This window comes from Taibaiella koreensis (genome assembly GCF_003545715.1).
Taxonomy (GTDB): Bacteria; Bacteroidota; Bacteroidia; order Chitinophagales; family Chitinophagaceae; genus Taibaiella; species Taibaiella koreensis.
This window is the reverse complement of the sequence record NZ_QVNU01000005.1, coordinates 335,830-355,301: the sequence shown is the minus strand read 5'-3', so window position 1 is coordinate 355,301 and position 19,472 is coordinate 335,830. Positions and strand designations below refer to the sequence as shown.

General features: G+C 50.2%; 18 protein-coding genes. 8 read left to right on the top strand and 10 right to left on the bottom strand.

Annotated elements, in window-relative coordinates; genetic code table 11:
- The first annotated feature begins 106 nt into the window (after window positions 1-106).
- Complete coding sequence (gene hutI, locus DZK30_RS17870; RefSeq protein WP_118975527.1) at window positions 107-1,336, top strand: imidazolonepropionase; 1,230 nt, start codon at window positions 107-109, stop codon at window positions 1,334-1,336.
- A 229-nt stretch (window positions 1,337-1,565) separates the two neighbouring features.
- Here the strand turns inward: hutI and DZK30_RS17865 are convergent, their stop codons facing one another.
- From DZK30_RS17865 to fusA, 5 genes are all read right to left on the bottom strand, one after another.
- Complete coding sequence (locus DZK30_RS17865) at window positions 1,566-3,986, bottom strand: gliding motility-associated C-terminal domain-containing protein (protein WP_162903205.1); 2,421 nt, start codon at window positions 3,984-3,986, stop codon at window positions 1,566-1,568.
- 204 nt (window positions 3,987-4,190) lie between these two features.
- Window positions 4,191-4,835, bottom strand: a complete 645-nt coding sequence (locus tag DZK30_RS17860; protein WP_162903204.1) for a LolA family protein — start codon at window positions 4,833-4,835, stop codon at window positions 4,191-4,193.
- Between the two features lie 162 nt (window positions 4,836-4,997).
- A complete protein-coding gene (locus DZK30_RS17855) occupies window positions 4,998-5,621 on the bottom strand; it encodes a hypothetical protein (RefSeq protein WP_118975524.1) in 624 nt (207 codons plus the stop codon).
- A 30-nt stretch (window positions 5,622-5,651) separates the two neighbouring features.
- Window positions 5,652-6,257: a hypothetical protein gene (locus tag DZK30_RS17850; RefSeq protein WP_118975523.1), complete on the bottom strand. Its 606-nt coding sequence runs from the start codon at window positions 6,255-6,257 to the stop codon at window positions 5,652-5,654.
- A gap of 149 nt (window positions 6,258-6,406) precedes the next feature.
- Window positions 6,407-8,557: an elongation factor G gene (fusA, locus tag DZK30_RS17845; RefSeq protein WP_118975522.1), complete on the bottom strand. Its 2,151-nt coding sequence runs from the start codon at window positions 8,555-8,557 to the stop codon at window positions 6,407-6,409.
- A gap of 204 nt (window positions 8,558-8,761) precedes the next feature.
- On the opposite strand from fusA, the gene DZK30_RS17840 reads away from it, so the two are divergent.
- The 6 genes from DZK30_RS17840 to porQ all read left to right on the top strand — a co-directional run bounded on the left by DZK30_RS17840 (window position 8,762) and on the right by porQ (window position 13,847).
- The gene (locus DZK30_RS17840) at window positions 8,762-9,718 is read left to right on the top strand and encodes a YARHG domain-containing protein (RefSeq protein WP_118975521.1); all 957 of its coding nucleotides are present in this window, start codon (window positions 8,762-8,764) and stop codon (window positions 9,716-9,718) included.
- A gap of 40 nt (window positions 9,719-9,758) precedes the next feature.
- Window positions 9,759-10,367: a M15 family metallopeptidase gene (locus tag DZK30_RS17835; protein ID WP_205529482.1), complete on the top strand. Its 609-nt coding sequence runs from the start codon at window positions 9,759-9,761 to the stop codon at window positions 10,365-10,367.
- Window positions 10,352-11,041, top strand: a complete 690-nt coding sequence (locus tag DZK30_RS17830; RefSeq protein WP_118975519.1) for a DUF2306 domain-containing protein — start codon at window positions 10,352-10,354, stop codon at window positions 11,039-11,041. Before DZK30_RS17835 ends, DZK30_RS17830 begins: the two co-directional genes overlap by 16 nt.
- Before the next feature lie 110 nt (window positions 11,042-11,151).
- On the top strand, window positions 11,152-11,724 hold the full coding sequence (locus DZK30_RS17825; RefSeq protein ID WP_162903202.1) for a hypothetical protein: 573 nt from the start codon (window positions 11,152-11,154) through the stop codon (window positions 11,722-11,724).
- An 89-nt stretch (window positions 11,725-11,813) separates the two neighbouring features.
- Window positions 11,814-12,638 (top strand): enoyl-ACP reductase FabI, encoded by an 825-nt coding sequence (locus DZK30_RS17820; protein ID WP_118975517.1) that lies wholly within the window; start codon window positions 11,814-11,816, stop codon window positions 12,636-12,638.
- 105 nt (window positions 12,639-12,743) lie between these two features.
- Complete coding sequence (gene porQ, locus DZK30_RS17815) at window positions 12,744-13,847, top strand: type IX secretion system protein PorQ (protein ID WP_118975516.1); 1,104 nt, start codon at window positions 12,744-12,746, stop codon at window positions 13,845-13,847.
- Between the two features lie 284 nt (window positions 13,848-14,131).
- Here porQ and DZK30_RS17810 read toward each other — a convergent pair whose 3' ends face one another.
- A complete protein-coding gene (locus DZK30_RS17810; RefSeq protein WP_162903201.1) occupies window positions 14,132-14,653 on the bottom strand; it encodes a hypothetical protein in 522 nt (173 codons plus the stop codon).
- Between the two features lie 199 nt (window positions 14,654-14,852).
- Between DZK30_RS17810 and DZK30_RS17805 the strand changes: the two genes are divergently transcribed.
- Entirely contained in the window at window positions 14,853-15,995 is a 1,143-nt protein-coding gene (locus DZK30_RS17805; protein WP_162903200.1) for a tetratricopeptide repeat protein, read from the top strand.
- 153 nt (window positions 15,996-16,148) lie between these two features.
- Here DZK30_RS17805 and DZK30_RS17800 read toward each other — a convergent pair whose 3' ends face one another.
- The 4 genes from DZK30_RS17800 to DZK30_RS17785 form a co-directional block, all read right to left on the bottom strand.
- Entirely contained in the window at window positions 16,149-16,658 is a 510-nt protein-coding gene (locus DZK30_RS17800) for a hypothetical protein (RefSeq protein WP_118975513.1), read from the bottom strand.
- 215 nt (window positions 16,659-16,873) lie between these two features.
- On the bottom strand, window positions 16,874-18,154 hold the full coding sequence (locus tag DZK30_RS17795) for a serine hydroxymethyltransferase (RefSeq protein WP_118975512.1): 1,281 nt from the start codon (window positions 18,152-18,154) through the stop codon (window positions 16,874-16,876).
- Window positions 18,155-18,180: 26 nt separating this feature from the next.
- Window positions 18,181-18,591 (bottom strand): acyl-CoA thioesterase, encoded by a 411-nt coding sequence (locus tag DZK30_RS17790; RefSeq protein WP_118975511.1) that lies wholly within the window; start codon window positions 18,589-18,591, stop codon window positions 18,181-18,183.
- A 33-nt stretch (window positions 18,592-18,624) separates the two neighbouring features.
- Window positions 18,625-19,335 (bottom strand): YebC/PmpR family DNA-binding transcriptional regulator, encoded by a 711-nt coding sequence (locus DZK30_RS17785; protein WP_118975510.1) that lies wholly within the window; start codon window positions 19,333-19,335, stop codon window positions 18,625-18,627.
- Between the last annotated feature and the right edge of the window lie 137 nt (window positions 19,336-19,472).

Here is a 19,472-nt window from a genome sequence, read left to right as displayed (position 1 = left end):
GCTCCACAGGATACAATTGATCTCCATAATTTTTACCGTTTCCGGCTTCTTTCGTTTATTTGTAAAATTGTTTTTCCTGTAGTCCTTCTACGCTTAAAGTATATTCATGCGCATACTGATTGAAAACATAAAAGAACTGGTACAGACAGAGCCTGGTACTGACCGTAAAGCCAGGGTAGCCGGTAAAGCTATGGCCGACCTGCCTTCTATAAAAGAGGCCTGGCTGTTGATCGAGAACGGCATCATCCATAGCTTTGGCAGCATGGCACAGATCCCCGGCGACATACAGGCCGACGAGGTGATCAATGGCGAAGGAAGGATCGTGTTGCCGGCCTGGTGCGATTCGCATACCCATCTCGTATTTGCGGCGCCCCGCGACCAGGAATTTGTAGACCGTATCAAAGGACTGAGCTATGAAGAGATTGCCCGCAGGGGCGGCGGTATCTTAAATTCTGCAAAAAAGCTGAATGAAACCGATGAAGGCCTCCTGTACGAGCAGTCGGTACAGCGGCTTGAAGCCGTGATCGCGCAAGGTACCGGCGCTATCGAGATCAAGAGTGGCTACGGCCTTTGCCTTGAAGGTGAAATGAAAATGCTGCGGGTGATCCGCCGGCTGAAAGAGCAGGCAGCCATACCGGTAAAGGCGAGCTTTCTGGCAGCACATGCTTTTCCGCCAGAATACCGGGAAGACCATGAAGGTTATCTCCGGCTCATCATAGACCAAATGCTGCCCCGCGTGGCCGGTGAAGGTCTCGCCGATTATATGGATGTCTTTTGCGAAAAAGGCTTTTTCTCCGTCGACGAGACCGCCCGTTTGCTGGAAGCCGGCTGGAAGCACGGCCTCAAGCCCAAGATCCACGCCAACCAGCTGCATCGTTCGGGTGGTGTTCAGGTGGGCGTGCAGCACAAAGCCGTCAGCGTCGATCACCTGGAAAGCATGGGTGAAGAAGAGATCGAAGCGTTGAAGGGAAGCGATACCATTCCTACTTTATTGCCTGGTGCGGCTTTCTTTCTCAATATGCATTACCAGCCGGCCCGTATGCTCATCGATGCCGGTTTGCCCGTAGCGCTGGCTTCCGATTACAATCCCGGTTCTTGCCCCTCCGGCAATATGAATTTCCTGCTGTCGCTGGCCTGCACGCAATTGCGCATGACACCTGAGGAGGCGATCAATGCGCAAACCATTAACGGCGCGGCTGCTATGGAGCTGGAGCAGGAAATGGGTACCATTGCTGTGGGTAAGAAAGCCCGCCTGATCCTTACCCGGCCGGCACCTTCGGTCGCCTACCTGCCTTACAGCTTCGGCGAGAACTGGATCGAACGCGTGCTCGTATAGTGCTACCTTCGCCGAAAATATATCTGGCTGCTTCGATATAGGAAACATGGCGCAACATTGCCCTCATCCCGCTTGCTGGGCTCGTCGAAGCACTACGCTATAGCTTGTCCTTTCGACGGGCTATAGGGCTTGGCGGATACGTTTGCTTCCTATAGCAGCACCGTCAGCAAAATAGAAACAACTTCCTTTTGTGCCGCCGGCGTACGATCTTATTGCACGCCGGTATTTTTTATCGCAGGAGTGTCAGGTCTCCTTTTTGTTTATGCGATGTACCATCGGGGGCGGTATATTTCAGATAGTAGAAATAGGTGCCCAGATCGACGGGGTGTCCGTTTTGGGTCCCGTCCCATCCCTGGTCAGGACTCGTTGTGACAAAGAGCTCCTGTCCGAAGCGGTTGAAAATATGCAGTTGAAACAGAAGCAAGGGGCAGGCTAAACGGATACGGAACTGATCGTTGTTTCCGTCGCCGTTGGGTGAAAAAGCATTGGGGACAAAGGGGATGCAATGGCAGTCAACATCATCGATGGTTACTGAGTCATACAGCGAAATGCAAGGGTTGATATACTGAACAGTATAGGTGCCTGGTGCGTTGACCGGGAGCGTCGCCTCCGTACTGCCATCGTTCCATAAATAGGATCCCTCGCCGGTAGCAATGGTCTCCAGCAGCAGGCTGCTCCCTCTGCAAATAGTGGTGTCTGGTTGCCGTATAGCCAGGCTGGGCCGTTCCCTGTAGGTTACCCGGATCGAATCGGTCAGACTACATTGTTTTACCGAAGCGGTTACGGCATACCATCCCTGCCGGCTTACCGTATAGCGGGTATCGCTGCTGCCGTCCTGCCAGCGGTAGGTCGCGCCGGTAATGGCCGGCGCTTGCAGCAGCAGCGTATCTCCCGGGCATAACAGGGTATCGTTGCCAAGGTCCAGGGTGAAGCTGATGAAATGCAGGTCGAAAGAATCCACGTGCAACCGGCAGGCGTCGTAACTGCGGCGCCAGTAAAGGCCATCCTGGCTTGCCGTAAGCGCCGGGCCCGTGCTACTGTTATTCCATAAAAAATGACTCAGATCGTTGCCGGGCTGAAGTGTTACAGATGCCGCAAAGCACAGTGTGCTGTCGGTATAATGATAGCTGGTATCGCTGGGGTTGAACTGCACGGTAAAAGAGTCCACGTATACTTTACAGGGTGCCATGGCATAACGCCGGTAATGACCGGACAAGGATACGTTAAGCGTCGCACTGGTATCGCCTGTATTCCACAAGTAGCTGCTATAGCTTCCTGCCGGCGACAGGGTCAGCGGACCGGCGCCACAAAGGCTGGTGTCCTTGGCCGAAACAGGGAGCGTATCGGTGGTAACGGCGTGCAGGTAAAACGAGTCTATGTACAGCGAGCAGTCCTTGCTTCGCTTTACCCAGTAGGTGCCGGCCATGCCTGTTGTTATCGAAGGGGTCGTATCCAGTGTATTCCAGAGATAATGGGTATAGCCGGTGTCTGATTGCAGCAGCGCCGGTGTCTCCAGGCACAGCGTCGTATCCTTGATATGACCCGGAAAAGTATCGGGTGGCAACAGTGGCAGAAAGGCATGGGGAAATTCGGTAAAGGCGGGAATCGGGTAACCGGGGGGATTGGCATACGCAGGCAACGATAGGGCGCTGGCTACAAAATTACAGCCGGCGCCGGCTGCATTAGGATTATTGACCACACCGATAAGGTTGGTATATACCGGCCGTACATAGATCTTGTGGTCCGGTCCTATACGCATACCCATCAGCGGTACATTGCTGCTGTAGATCGTTGTCTCAGATGCCGCCACTGCCGGCAGGCCGGGCCATAAACCGAAATCAAACTGTATGAGACCCGTGTTGACACCGCAGCCATATAGCTTACTGCCGTCTGCCGAAAATTCCAGCACATCGGGAGTAGAGGCCTGAGTGTAGAAAGATTGTATATTGCTCAGTTGTCCGTTGGCTTTATTGAAAGACGCCGTGAAGATCTGGGTTCCTGTAAACAGCAGCAGGGAATCATTACGGGTAGCAACGATAGCATTATTGGCAATGCCATAGGGAAGGGCAGTAATGACCGGTGCAGGAGCAATACCGGCAGGTGTGATGGCAAATGCCCGTAGGGTTTTACTATTGGTGTTATTGGACATATTCAGCAACCAGAAGCTATGGCAGCTAGCATGCCTTACAATGGTGATCGCCTCGTCGGAAGCACTGGTCAGGATAAAGTTTTTGTGGGTAACATCCACGTCTCCCAAGCCACCGTTCAGGCTCATGTCGATAATAGAATAATAAAGATTATAAGGCGCTCCATCTTCAATGGCGGCGGTGCAGAACAGGTAATACTGGTTAGGGTTTTGAGGATGAGGTACAATGGCTACACCTTCTTTGCTGGACACACTAATGGGACCGGAGGAAGGGCCATTACCCATCAGACCGGTTCCATTGGGCATCACATTGCCCAGCCGGTCGTAGACGATAGCCCCGCTGGTATAGAAAAGCAGGTTGCCTGCCGCATCCGCAACCGATGCACAACCTTCCAGCACCGCCAGGTTATTCTGGAAGAGGGTAGGTGGTGTGTTGTTGAAGTTCAATCCTGTATTGTTGCCAAAGCACCAGATATTATTTTCGTTCTGTGCTTTTGCGATCATAACTGAAAACAAAAGGACAGAAAAGAACAACCTACATTTCATGGATTCAGGTGGTTTGCTGGTCGGTTACGCCAATAAAGACAGGTCTAATATAGCTAAAAGTTGGTAAACATTTTATATGTTGTTTTATGATTACTTATTTATGTTAAAAGGCATAAAAAAAGACCCCATGCGGAGTCTTTCTGTATTGTGAATTTTTGATATTTAGCGCAGATCCACTACTTCAACGCCGGGATTCTTTTTGGCATCCCAGGTAAATTCAGCATCCGATACGGCGGCATTGGGGGTCACACCGGAAATGGAATAACCGTAAGAGCCGCCATTTTTATCAAACATGGTGCCGCCGGTGATCATTGAAGAGGATTTATCGACGTACAGCACTACTTTCTTGAAAGCGCGGGCGTTTACCGGTGTCATTTCGATCACGTCTACTTTCTTGCCGCCTACTGTCTTTTCTCCGCCATAAACGCTTTTGTATTCGCTGTTATAAGAACCGGAAAACAGTTTGGCTGGCGAAATGCTCTGGGCATTGGGATCGTAGGAAGCGACCTGTACCTCTTTGTTGGCCTGCAGGTAAGTCCACACAGTCTTGCCATCGCTGATGATCTGCTGACCGGTCATGTTCACGCGGTATTTGTTACCTTTCATCAGGAAGGTGCCGCTTTTAGAGCCTTTCGACTTGCCTTTGGCATCATCCATATTAAGGGAAAAATTGGCTTTCAGGCTGCTCATGCCCTTGAATTTGGCGCTCACTTTGTCCAGTACGGCTTTGGCTTTGGCATCCTGTGCACCGGCCGTAAAAGAAAGAAAAGTGGTCGCAGTCAGCATTAAAGCAAGGAACTTTTTCATATTTGTTTGTTGTTTTAAGACAATAAGATTAATAAACATTCGGTGTCTGCCACCGGTCCCGTTTGGGGCTGCAAAATTGCAGAATAAAGAACAAATACCGGGCCAAAAGTTTAAGTAATCACTATCTAATAACGTTTTATTATGAAAAAAGGTTGCCTGTCATCATTGACGTATGTAACGTTGGCCTTTGCTCACAAAGCCCACAATGCCATAGCCGGGCGCCAGGTACACTTTCCTGATGATTTTCCCGGCCGTATCGGCGTTGCTTCGGGTCTGGATCAGTACGCGTTCGTAGGTCTTGGTACCCAGGACCATATTGTCGACGATGCTATCCCTGTCCCTTTGGGCATTGGCCTCCACTACCGGCATGCTGAGCGCAGGAAGAAGATCAAACCCGCCGTTGAAATCGCCGATCTCGTACTTTAAGCTACGGAACTGCTCTTTATCCTCCATGAACTCGGAGGTAATCGAGAGGGTGTATGCTGTTATGCCCGCCGATGCGTCGCCGGTTGTCGTGCTGAGGCTACTATTAGCCTTGCAATCCTTGTTATAATAACCGATACCGCTGTTTCTCGGTTTCTCCTGGTAAGCGCTGCTGGCGCTATTGTCCGCTACGGAAAATCGGATAAGGAAATGGTCTGTTTCCCGCTCAAAGATGATGGCACTGCCAGTTGCCTGGGAAAGCCATCGGCTTCGTTCTGCTTCATCGAAAGCGGGGCATTGAAGGGTCTTGCGACAAGCGCCCAAAAGCAGAGGCAAGAGGAAAAGGAATAAATACTTTTTCATGGCTATCGGATTTTAATTACCGGTAAATGATCACTCGCGCCAAAAGGTATCGCCGTTGGCCAGGCCGAAGCCGACAAGACCATCGGTATCCCAGTAGGTCTTTACAATAGCGTCGCCGCCGCCGCTTGTTTTCCTGGTCTGGATCAGTACCCTGGGATATACTTTCAGTCCGGTGTTCACTTCTCTGAGCGTATCGGCATACCAGCTGCCGTCTTCTCCGGTATGGCCGGCTTGCAACTCGGGCTGAAGGGTAAACGCGCTTTCCATATCGTTGAGCAGGTAGTGCAACTGTGTATTGCTATAGGTCCTGCCTTCGTAGTAGCTGGCCATGTTCAGCTTCAGGCTTATGGGCGGCGCACCGGCAGTCGTTACCGTAGCAGCCTCCACACTGGCCGTCGCCATACAATCGTTCTGACAGGAAAACGCCAGCACGGTCTCATTCTTGCCGTAGGGTTCCGAAAAATCTTTGCTGCTTACTTCGATAGACAGCGGTGTGCCCGTTTGCGCATTCCGGTAGCGGAAGATTCCACCCGGGGGTACCGGGTTGGCAGAATAGCCCGGACATTGGTAACGCTCACACTCGCAGGAGGCAAACAGGCATAGCAAGGCCACCAGCAAACCGTATTTGTGGGACATGGGATGGGGGATTTAAATAGTTAGACGAAGGCTGTGCAGGAGACCTTGGGTAAGCGCCGTCCGGGTAAAAAGGAAAAGCTCCCGGCAGGAAGCCGGGAGCTTTGTATCAAGCAGAATGTAGAATTCTGCTTGTAAGAATAAGGATTGGATTAAGCTTCGGCAGCTTTCTTGCCTTTGGCTTTAGTCACTACTTCTTCCTCAACATTCTTAGGAGCCTGTGCATAATGGCTGAACTCCATGGTAGAGGAAGCGCGGCCTGAAGACAGGGAACGCAGCTGGGTTACATAACCGAACATTTCGCTCAGGGGCACTTTCGCCTTAATTACCTGCAGGTTGTTACGGGTATCCATACCTTCCAGCATAGCGCGACGACGGTTAAGGTCACCAGTTACATCACCCATGTATTGATCGGGCGTCAGTACTTCTACTTTCATGATCGGCTCCAGGATGATCGGCTTGGCTTTACGGCCTGCTTCACGATACGCTTGTTTGGCGCAAAGCTCGAAAGACATAGAGTCGGAATCGACCTGGTGGAAAGAACCATCAAATACACGCACTCTCATGTTTTCCAATGGGAAACCAGCCAGTACACCACTGGACATAGAGGTTTCAAAACCTTTCTGGATAGCAGGTACAAATTCTTTGGGGATAGATCCACCGAAGATATCGTTTATAAATTGGAAGCGGCCTTTGTCCTGAGCCAGGAATTCTTCATCAGCAGGTCCGATCTCAAACTGAATATCGGCAAACTTACCACGACCACCTGATTGCTTTTTGTACACTTCACGGTGTTCCACCTTAATGGTGAGGGCTTCCTTGTAAGCTACCTGGGGAGCGCCCTGGTTTACTTCCACTTTAAACTCGCGACGCATACGGTCAACGATGATTTCCAGGTGAAGCTCGCCCATACCGCTCAGTACCGTTTGACCGGTTTCTTCATCGGTTTTAACACGCAGCGTAGGGTCTTCTTCTACCAGTTTAGCAATGGCCATGCCCATTTTCTCAACGTCGGCCTGAGTTTTGGGCTCAACAGCGATAGAGATTACGGAATCGGGGATGAACATGTTTTCCAGAACGATGGGATTTTTTTCATCGCAAAGGGTATCACCGGTTTTGATATCTTTAAAACCAACAGCGGCACCAATATCACCTGCTTCAATGCGGTCGATAGGGTTTTGCTTGTTGGCGTGCATCTGCATGATACGGGAGATACGCTCGTTTTTACCGGAACGTACGTTCAGTACATAAGAACCGGCATCGAGTCCACCGGAATACACGCGGAAGAACGCCAGACGACCTACGAAAGGATCGGTCATGATTTTGAAAGCCAGTGCAGCGAAAGGTTCTTTTGCATCAGGCTTACGTACCAATACTTTTTCGTTATCATCAGGATCTGTACCAGTGATCGCTTCAACGTCCAGTGGAGAAGGCAGGTAGCGGATCACGCAATCCAGCATTTTCTGCACACCTTTGTTTTTGTAAGAAGAACCGCAAAGCATGGGAATAATGCTCAGATCCAATGTTGCTTTACGAACAGCTTCGTGAATCTCCACTTCAGAAATGGAATTGGGATCTTCGAAAAATTTCTCCATCAGCATATCATCATACTCAGCTACAGCTTCAACCAGCTCAGCACGGTATTGTTGTGCTTCCTCCAGCATATCGGCAGGGATCTCGCCTTCGGTGTAAGTCATACCCTGGGTAGAATCATCCCATACGATAGACTTCATGGTGATGAGATCTACCACACCTTTAAAGTCGTCTTCTGCACCGATAGGCAATTGCAGGGGAACTGCTTTTGCACCCAGCATGTCGCGTACCTGCTGTACCACCATCAGGAAGTCGGCGCCGATACGGTCCATTTTGTTTACGAAACCAACACGGGGAACTTTGTAACGGTTAGCCTGGCGCCAAACAGTTTCAGACTGGGGCTCCACGCCGTCAACTGCAGAGAACAATGCAACCAGACCATCCAGCACACGCATAGAACGTTCTACCTCGATGGTAAAATCCACGTGGCCCGGAGTATCGATAATGTTGAATTTATATTTTTTAGACTCCGGAATAGGTTTGCCTTGTATAGTAGGGAAATTCCAGAAACAAGTTGTAGCTGCAGAAGTAATAGTGATACCACGCTCTTGCTCCTGAGCCATCCAGTCCATTGTAGCCGCACCTTCGTGTACCTCACCGATCTTGTGGTTAACGCCGGTATAATACAGAATACGTTCTGTGGTAGTGGTCTTACCCGCATCGATGTGCGCGGCGATACCGAAATTGCGCTGTAAGCGTAAATCTGCCATGACAGTTTAGATTAAAAAACTTAAGATTAAATTTGAGGGTGCAAAGGTAAGTTTTTTATATTAATGTTTGAAATTGATTTTATGCGTTCGGGAATGATCTTTTTGCTAACTTTTTTCCATGTATTCTTTTTGTTAATGATCAGGGAATAAAAGGGCTCTGCTGCCGGACCGGATTCTGTATTTTTGAAAGATAACCCTACGCATATGACGAAAAAAACAACCTGTTTGATATGCTTCTCGCTGTGCATAGCTGCCTGTAGCACAGCAGTAAAAAACGACAGTAAAGATCCGCCTGCAGAACTGCCTTCCGCAGCAGGGCCGGCCGCTCCGGTGGCAAAACCCCTGGAACGGCCGGGGAACACCCTTTTAACTGTTGGTAGCGAGGCCGACGTTCCCGGCTATTGGGTGGGTATGTTCGAGCCCGAAACCAGTGTCGGGGAGGTTACAGCCGGTGAGGGATTTTACTGGGACTATACCAATAAGATCAATATCGTGATCGAAAAGGTAAATAAAGACAGTGTGTCCGGCCACAGTGTAGTTGCCGGTAACGACCGGCCTTTTGCAGGGACAGTGAGGAAAGATAGCAGTACGTACCATTTCGTATTGAAAGAGCCTGGCGATGATAAATATGACGGTGTATTTTATTGCTCCGTTGTGCAGGGCGATTCCGTGCTGTCAGGCACCTGGGAGGCCTATAAAAAGGTACGAATACCCCGCAGAAGATTCAGGCTGACGAAAAGCTTGTTCCGGTACGACCCGGCGCTCATGCCCGAATACAACCGTTATGTAGACTGGAACAAGAAGGGCAAGCGTATTGAATACGAGCTGGACGAAGATGCGAGGGAATACGACTATAGCTACTTTACCACCACCGACGAGGTAGGCCGTTACAATGCCTCTGTCCACCTGCTTACGGCAAAGGAAGTTGCCAATATGACCAAGGCCGACCTCTTCGTGATGCGCAATACCATTTATGCCCGTCATGGCTATTCGTTCAGGAACCAGCAGCTGCGGGCCTATTTCGACCGGCAGTCCTGGTATGTGCCGGTAAGTACCGATGTGAAGCATGAATTTACGGAAATTGAAAAAAAGAATATTGAACTGCTGCTCCGCTATGAGAAGAATGCCCGCGAATATTACGATGTTTTTGGCCGTGGCTAGCTTATGCGCTGCCTGTACAGACCCGGATGTTAAAGACGCCATGGTGAAGGCTTCCGCAGCGAAGAACAGCATACAGCTGGAGGAGGATAGCCTTGTTGTGACGCTGCCGGAGGAATGGATAGCGATCGATGCCGCAGCCGAAGGTTTTGTGCTGGATATGCCCTATGCCGATACGGCCAATTTTACCCACCGGAAGATATACGATTGCGCCCGCTGCCTGCTACGCCCCGAAGCGGCTATGGCTTTAAGGGCTGCGGGAAAGCAGGCGCGCGCCGCAGGCTTCAGGATAGTGATCTTTGATGCCTACAGGCCCTTGCCTTACCAGCAGAAAATGTATGATGTGGTGCCTGATAAACGCTACGTGGCCGACCCGGCCAAAGGCTCTATGCACAATCGTGGACTGGCTGTCGACGTAGGTCTGGCCGATAGTTCGGGGAAGCTGCTCGATATGGGTGGACACTTCGACGATTTTTCGGAAAGGGCTGCTTACCACTATGCTGCCCTGGGCAAGCTGCAGCACAGCAACCGGGCCATGCTGCGGGCGCTGATGACCGGCGCCGGCTTTGAACCTTATGAAGGTGAATGGTGGCATTTCAATTATCGTAAAAAAGACTATCCTTTATCCGTTTACCTATGGCCCTGCCCTTAACCGCATCCCGCCGCACCGCAGGCCTGCTACGCCTTGCCGTATACGGGGCGCTGCTTTTTTTTACCTGGCTCATGCTGCTCATCACCTCGCAGTATATACCGGCACGGCCCGATGTAGCCTTCCTGCGTGTGAAGCAGGACGTAGCCGGCAGGGGTTATTACCAGCTGGCCTTTTTTACCCATGTCTACAGCAGCATCTTCGTATTGCTGACGGGTATACTGCAATTCCCGCCCATGATCCGCAAACGTTTTCCCGTGCTGCATCGCTGGAGCGGCCGCGTATATGTCGGGCTTATCCTGGTGCTGGCCGGGCCTTCCGGACTGCTGATGGGCTATTACGGCAATGGCGGCTGGGTGGCGCAGGCGGCTTTTTGCCTGCTGGCTTTACTATGGCTGTTGTTCACTTTCCTGGGTTACCGGGCAGCGCGCAAAGGCAATTTCGATGCGCATCGTCGTTGGATGTACCGCAGCTATGCACTCACCTTGTCGGCGATCAGCCTCAGGCTCTGGAAATGGGTACTGGTGCTGCTGTTTGCGCCTAAGCCTATGGAAGTGTACCGCCTGGTGGCCTGGCTCGGTTGGGTAGGAAACCTGCTGGTGGCAGAATGGATTATTTACTATAGCTTTCGCAAAAGCAAGTCTGAAATAAAAAAGAATCTGACTATCCCGATATAGGAAACCAAGCCGTTCCTTGAGCCTGTTGAAAGGATAAAGATGATGCTTCGACGGGTCAGCAGCCGTTTCTGGCCGACGAGTTGTATCCGGATGGACACTAAAAAGGAAATATGAGCAGAACAAGGAAAGTCATGCGTATTTTGTTGCCGGTACTATTTTGTCTTAGCGTGGCGAGCCACGTTTTATACTACTTTGGCATTTGGGCCGACGAAGCCTATATTGCCTACCGGTGGGCATTTGGCGCCTTTCATCTATTGGGAGGCTTATGGCTCTATACCGAAGGCACGCTCCGCGAGAGCCCTCTACGGCCATTCGTTTACAGCGGTATCGGTTTTTTCTGGCTGGGCCAGCTGTTCATTATACAACATTGGCCTGCCGGCAGGCTGATCCTGCTGATCGGAGGCATAACCATTCTTGTTGGTTATGGCATCCATTTTCTGCGCAAAAGGAGGAAGCGATACCTGGACTGGTTAAAGCTAAGCTGGGTTATCTTATTATTGGTCTTGCTGAGTGTAGGCGCCTTGTATAATAGAGAAGATCGGTTATGGATTGGCTGGGCTTTTAATATCAATGCTCTTATCCTCATCTGCTGCTTTTACCTCGAAACGTTCAGAAAGGATGCATCCGGCAGGTTTGAATTGTCGGAAGATGGCCAGGCTGTTTTTGACTACAAAGAGAAATGATCCATATCCCGGGAGTTTACCCTCATAAAACTGGCTGACCATTTTCTTTTTTCGTTACCTTTACCCCCTCAAATTATTTTAGATCTGTTATGGCTAACCAATTATTATCTGGTAAAAAAGGGATTGTTTTCGGCGCGCTGGATGAGCGCTCTATTGCCTGGAAGGTGGCATTGCGTGCGGTAGAAGAGGGTGCGGAGATCGTGCTTTCCAATGCTCCCGTAGCGTTGCGTATGGGTAGCATTAAAGAGCTTTCTGCCCTGTGTAATAATGCCCCTGTCATTGGCGCCGATGCGACGTCTGTCGCCGACCTGGAGAGCCTGTTCAACCAGGCTACCGATCATTTTGGCGGTAAGATCGATTTTGTACTGCATTCCATCGGCATGTCGCCCAATATGCGTAAAGGCTTTACCTACGACGCTACCAATTACGACAACTTTCTGAAGACCCTTGATATCTCCGCCCTGTCTTTTCACAAGGTTATGCAAACCGCGAAGAAGCTGGATGCGCTCAATGAATGGGCATCGGTGGTAGCGCTCAGCTATATCGCCGCCCAGCGTACCTTCCCCGGCTACAACGATATGGCCGATGCCAAAGCGCTGCTGGAAAGCATTGCCCGCAGCTTCGGTTACTATTACGGCAGGGAAAAGAAAGTAAGGGTCAATACCGTTTCGCAATCGCCCGTACCGACCACGGCCGGTTCCGGTGTTACCGGCTTTGATGGCTTTTATCATTATGCCGAAAAAATGTCGCCCCTGGGTAATGCCAGCGCGGAAGATTGCGCCAACTACTGCGTAACCCTGTTCAGCGACCTGACCCGGATGGTGACCATGCAAAACCTGTTCCACGATGGAGGCTTTTCCTTCACCGGCGTGAGCCACCAGATCATGGACGATATGGAAAAAGCAAATAGCTAAGCCCATGGCCGGCTTAGCTGATACATTGAGGTGACAAGGGAAGCCCTGTTCCGCAGGGGCTTCTTTTTTATACAATATAAGTACTGTAATTCCGTTCTAAGGTTTATGAGTAAATTTATACGGCTGGCTACGGCTCTTGCTTTTACCATATCACCCGGCTTCCAGGGCTATGCCCAGATCACAGGCGGGCAGCATGCTTTCGAATACCTGCGCATGAGCAATAGCCCGCATGTATCGGCCCTGGGCGGCTATGTACCTGCCAGCCCGGATAACGACGTTACCTTTACCTTGCAAAACCCGGCACTGCTCAACCCTGCCAACCACAACCAGCTGGCGTTGAACTATAATCTTTACTACGCCGGCATCGGTATTGCCAATCTTCAGTACGCTTACCATGTAGAGCCGTTGAATACCGATTTCGGCTTCGGCGTGCAATACTACAACTACGGTTCTTTCCAGAATACCGATATACAGGGCAATAACCTGGGCGACATCCGTGCCGCCGATTATTCAATCAATCTCTCCGCTTCCCGTAAATACCTGGAACGCTGGCGCTACGGCGCTACGATCAAATGGGCACAATCCATTCTGGGCGACCGCTCGGCGATAGGCGTGCTGGCCGACGTGGGCATCGTTTATGAAGATACCGCCAACTTGTGGACCTTCGGCGTTGTTGCCAAGAACATGGGGGTAATGGTGAAAAAATACAATCCCGAAACCCAGTCGGAGCCTATGCCCTTCGACCTCCAGGTAGGCATCAGCAAGCAGCTACGCAACCTGCCCCTACGTATTTTCATCGTAGGGCACAACCTTTACGAATGGGATGTGCGGTACAACAACCCGGCCGACAAAGTAAGCAACAGCCTGCTGCCGACAGCCGAAGATACCACAAGCAATAAAAAGTATATTGCCGATAAGATATTCAGGCACCTCAACTTCGGCGTAGAGCTTATCCTCGGTAAGCGTATCACGGTATCTGCCGCTTATAACCATATCCGCCGCGGCGAGCTGGCCGCGCAGGATGCCAAAGGACTGGCCGGCTTTTCCTTCGGCGCCGGCGTCAATCTCAACAAGCTGCAGGTGCACTACGCCCGGTCCTATTTTGCTTCTGCCGGCGCTTACAACGAGCTGGGCTTAAGCTTCCAGCTGAATAAATTCTTCAATATCGGCAAAAAGACCGAAGCCTGGGGCTGGAACAAGACCTATTGATAGGGCGCGTACTTAGCGTGATTCAATCATTGTCAGCTACCAGCTATTTCTCAACGGGATAGTGTTCCCCCGATATAAATCTCTGCGTCCGGCTTTTTCCCCTTGAGAAATGCCTGCCAAACGAAATTGAAATCCAGATTCCCCAAGCCAGGTTTCAAAGATTACCAGCCGATTGTTTCCGGTTCCCGGCTGCCTGTGCAGATGGTTGCCTCTCATAACCAAAAAACACCCGCTGCGGCGTTCCGTAGCGGGCGTTCCTATACACAAGACCAAATGATCCGGTCCTATTTATCTTTGGGTAATGCAGGCTGAGAGGTATGTGCCAGGGCCTGTAGTACAGCGCCGTCCACAACAAAGGCCTTTATTGTAAAGTAAAACATACCGTATTTGGTCGATACTTTAACTACCTGTTCAAAGCTGCCTTTCTGGTCTTTGGTATCGACCGAAGCGGAGAATACATTCCTGAACATATTGGGCGTTTGAATGCCGCTTTCTTCGGGAATAAGGTAGCCTAGCACATCCCCGGCATTCAGCCAGTAATTAGGTCCCGGATTAGGATATGTCGCGCCGGACTTGAGCGGCATTTTGAAGTCGTAGACCTGGCCTTCTGCCAGGTAACCCAGGTCCACCTGGTAAGAATAGGTCATGCTATTGCCCCAATCTGCCGATCTGTCCTTGCTGAAGTAGGAAGACCCGCTGCTTTTTTCTGCGACAGGGTAGTTCTTCAGTGCTACCACCCGGGCCATTGATTGAAAGCCTGTCAGCATACAACCGCCTATTGCAAAGAGAAAAATTATCTTTTTCATAGTGATGATATTTTAGAATATGTGGTTTGTGATATATCAAATATAGGACTTCCTGCGTACCCAAAGGTTTAATCAGTGGTTAAAAAGAAAATTTTTACCTTTCTCCCGGTACCGGCAGACGGGAAGAGCAAGTTTTCTCAAGGAAAAACTAAATTTTTAGTTTTAAAACTAATTTTATAGTTTTAGGAAAAGAACAGGAATGAGATATTTAATGTACAGCATGGGCATACTGTTGGCAGGCCTCGCAGCAAAAGCCCAGCCGCCAATAGACCGTAGCAAGGTAATGGAATACCTGCAGGAGCAGCAATATGATCAAATGATCGCCTATCTGCAACCGCTTGCCGATGGTAGCGAACCGAAAGACCTTTCCCTGCTGGCCTATGCGTATCAACAGTCGGGCAAGCTCAACGATGCCGCCGGAATCTATGAACATATCTTGCTGCTGGACAGCAATGCCGTTCCGGCGCGGCAAAGCCTGGCGGGCATACGGATGCAGCAAAAACAATACCGCCAGGCTTTGCTGCACTATCAGCATCTGCTGCCGTTGCGACCCCGTAACGCGTCTTTATGGAAGCAGCTGAGCACGGCCGCTTATGCGCTGGGTCAGGCCGATTCGGGATTTGCCTGGCTCAGCAGAGCCTATCAGCTGGATCCCACAGACGGGTGGGTAGCTGAAGCGCTTGCAGAACAATGGATCGCAAAGAAGGATTATGAAATAGCGGATGCCATTATATATGCTTACCTGCAAACAGACTCGCTGAATACCGCAATACTGGAGCTTGCTGCTAAGACAGCCTATTCGTTGAAACGCTATGCACGTGCCGTCGATATTGGAGCGCAGCTTCGGCAGCAGCAGGTTGTGTCGCCGGCCTCATTCAGCTATATTACCGCTGCCTGCTACCAGCTGAAGCGTTATAGGGACTGCATTGCCATCTATGATTACCTGAAGCAGAACCAGGTCGGGACCGAAAATATAACCTACTACGCAGCCCTGGCCTGCACAGAGTTAAAGGAGTTTAAGAAAAGCAATGCCTTGCTGCAGGACTGTATTGCAATGGCAAAATCGGATATGCTGGAAACCTACTATCACTGCGCCTCGCTCAATTACGAATCCCTCAGGCAATACAAACCTGCATTGGCCTGTCTCGACAGCTCCTATTATCTTTCGCACCGGATACTGCGCCTGTATAGTATGGGGCGCATCTATGAAGCCAACCTGGACAATACAGCTGTGGCTACGAAGTATTATAAACGCTTTCTGCAACTGTACAAAAACGATGGGCCTGGCGAAAAAGATATCTATGAATACCTGAAGGGCCGTTTAAAGGGTTCGGTACAGTAACGGGGATCTTTACCTATACCCGCCTGCAGGCCTTGGCCTGACGAAACCATTTCCTCGGCTTAATGGCAGACGGGATGGCCCGGTGGTCGCTGCACACAAAAAATGCCCCTGCGAAGGAGCATTTTGGGTTTCTTATTTCAAATGATATATCGGTTATTGCCCTTCTTTCTTTTTGGGATCGATGATCTCGCCGGTAAGCCACAGGATCAGGTCTCCATTGGTAGTATGTACAATCACATAATCATCTACCAGCCCTGTTTTGCCTTTCTTGGGTTTGTAGGTAATCTCAAAACCATTAGAAGTGAGCTCAATGCCCGAAATTTTGCTTTTTTTGGTAATATGGGTCCCTGTTATTTGCCTTTTTCTAAAGGTAAAAGCAGACTTATTGTCGGCTGCGATGGGGAGGAAATGGAAAAGAACTTTAAAAGGCCCCCGGTTGTTTTGTTTCCGGCCAAAATCAACATGATTTACATTGGTATCAACGGTGTACGTCATGTCGGCGCCGGGGTTATTCAGTTTGCCGGGCTTTATCGTTGAATTGGTACCGAGCGTCAGTTCCTGACCATAGACCATTTCCTTGTCATACTGACCATTTTGAGCATGGCTGCAATAGCCGGAAGCAAGGAATAGCGTCAGTAGCAAAGGGAAGCTTATTTTCTTCATATGAGAATGCAGATTATTACTAATTATCGTCAAAATTATTGCTACAGATTTGCTAAACGTAATTTTTGTTTATATATTATATTTTTTGTGAAGAATTTTCTTTGTTTAGAAATGTAGCATTCTCCTGCTAGATCAAAAGCAGATACTATAAAAGAAAAGAGGTCCGAAAATGGCGTCATTTTGGGACCTCTTCCTTTATCTTCAGAAAAAGTGCCTTATCCCATTTCAGGGTAAAGGGCAAACCCGTTCATATATTCATTCACTTCACCTTTTACAGCAGCGATTACCTGCTCGTCATCGGGCGACATCAATACCTTGTCCAGCCAGGTAACCACTTGTACCATATCCTGCTCTTTGAGGCCACGGGTAGTAATGGCTGGCACACCTACCCGGATACCGGAAGTAACGAAGGGCGACTTATCGTCGAAAGGCACCATATTCTTGTTCAGTGTAATGTCGGCCTTAACCAACGTATTTTCTGCTTTCTTACCCGAGATACCCTTGTTGCGCAGGTCAATCAGCAGCAAGTGGTTGTCGGTGCCGCCCGAGATAATATCATAACCTTTGGACAGGAAGGCATTGGCCATTGCCTGCGCATTGTTTTGCATCTGGCGGGCATAGGCCTTATATTCATCCTGCAGTATCTCGAAAAAGGATACGGCTTTGGCAGCGATCACGTGCTCCAAAGGACCGCCTTGCAGGCCAGGAAATACGGAAAGATCCAGCAGCTGGCTCATCATCCTGATCTCACCCTTAGGGCCGGTAATGCCCCAGGGATTTTCAAAGTCCTTGCGCATCATAATGATGCCGCCGCGGGGTCCACGCAGGGTTTTATGCGTCGTAGAGGTTACAAAATGGCAATGATCGAATGGATCGTTCAGCAATCCTGCGGCGATAAGACCGGCAGGGTGGGCGATATCGGCCAGCACCAGCGCACCGATCTTATCGGCTACGGCCCGGATGCGGGCATAGTCCCAATCGCGGCTATAGGCCGATGCGCCACAGATGATGAGCTTAGGTTTTACTTCCATTGCTTTGGCTTCCAGCGCATCGTAGTCGACGAGGCCATCTTCCTTACGCACACCGTAATGATGTGCCTGGTACATTTTGCCCGAAAAAGTAACGGGAGAGCCATGCGTCAGGTGCCCGCCCATGCTCAGGTCAAGGCCGAGCAAGGCATCGCCATGCTTCAGCACCGCAAACTGCACCGCGGTATTGGCCTGTGCGCCACTATGCGGCTGCACATTCACATAGTCCACATTGAATATCTGCTTGGCACGATCGATGGCCAGCTGTTCACTTTTATCTACCACCTCGCAACCGCCATAATACCGTTTGCCGGGGTAGCCCTCGGCATACTTATTGGTCATCACGTTGCCCATCGCCTGCATTACCTGCAGGCTGGTCAGGTTTTCGGAAGCGATCAGCTCCAGGCCACGGCGCTGGCGATCCAGCTCTTCCCCGATGAGGCCAAATATCTCCGTATCTCTTTGCATTGATATGAATTGATTAGAATTAGCAATCAAAAATAAGACGCCAGTTTTTCATAGAGTATTTCCGGCATCGGGATCTTTCTCCTGGTTTTCGGGTCAAAGAAGACCAGTGTGACCACACCTTCATTGAGCAGCTTCCCCGCTTCATTATACAATTCCGAATGAAACTGTATCTGCGGACTTTCCCTGTCAAGCTGTTTCAGGCTGGTCTTCACAGTCACCAGATCATCGTACAATGCCGGACGAAAGTATTTGGCATTCATTTCGATTACCGGCATCATCACACCTGCTTCCTCCAGCTGGCGGTAGGTAAAGCCCAGCTGCCTTATGGCCTCGGCGCGACCCTGCTCGTAGTACAACGCGTAGAACCCGTAATAGAGGTAGCCCATCTGGTCGGTTTCCCCGTAGCGGACTCTTATGTGGGTAGTAGAAGTATACATTGTTCGAAACCTGTATCCTGATCTGGTATCCTTTTATGCCATGTTATGGAAAACGCGTTGCACATCGTCATCCTGCTCTACGCGCTCGATCAGCTTGAACACATCATCGGCCTGCTCTTCGGTTACTTCCACAGTATTGAGCGGGAGCCATTCCAACTCCGAAGAAACCGGTGTGATCCCTTTTTCTTCGAGCGCCTTCTGCATATTGCCGAAGTCGGCAAAGTCGCAATGGACAATGATATTTCCTTCGCTGTCCTCACCCAGCTCGTCGAGGCCGGCATCGATAAGCTCAAGCTCGAGCTCGTCGGGATTCAATCCTTCAGGATTGAGCTTGAATACACCCAGGTGGCGGAAGGTGAAGGCTACGGAACCGCTATTGCCCAGTGTGCCGCCACCCTTGTTAAAGTGGGAGCGTACATTGGCCACAGTACGGGTAGTATTGTCGGTAGCTGTTTCGACCAGTATGGCTACGCCATGCGGCGCATAACCCTCATATAAAACTTCGTCATAGTTGCTGGTATCTTTGCCCAGGGCATTCTTGATAGCCGCTTCCACGCGGTCTTTGGGCATGTTAATGCTCTTGGCGTTCTGCATGCAGCGACGCAGGGCAGGGTTGGTTGCCGGGTCGGCGCCACCTTTCTTTACTGCGATAGCGATCTCTTTGCCTACCCTGGTGAAGCCTTTTGCCATACGATCGTAGCGGGCAAACATTTTGGACTTACGAACTTCGAATATACGTCCCATAAAATTTGGAAGGAATTGATTTGAAACTGGGTGCGAAATTACTCAAAATTTACCGCGTTCAAACAGTTTTGTTATAATGAAAGCCGCCTGGATCAAGGTCCCTTTTTAAACCTTACATTTGCAGGTAATTTGTTACA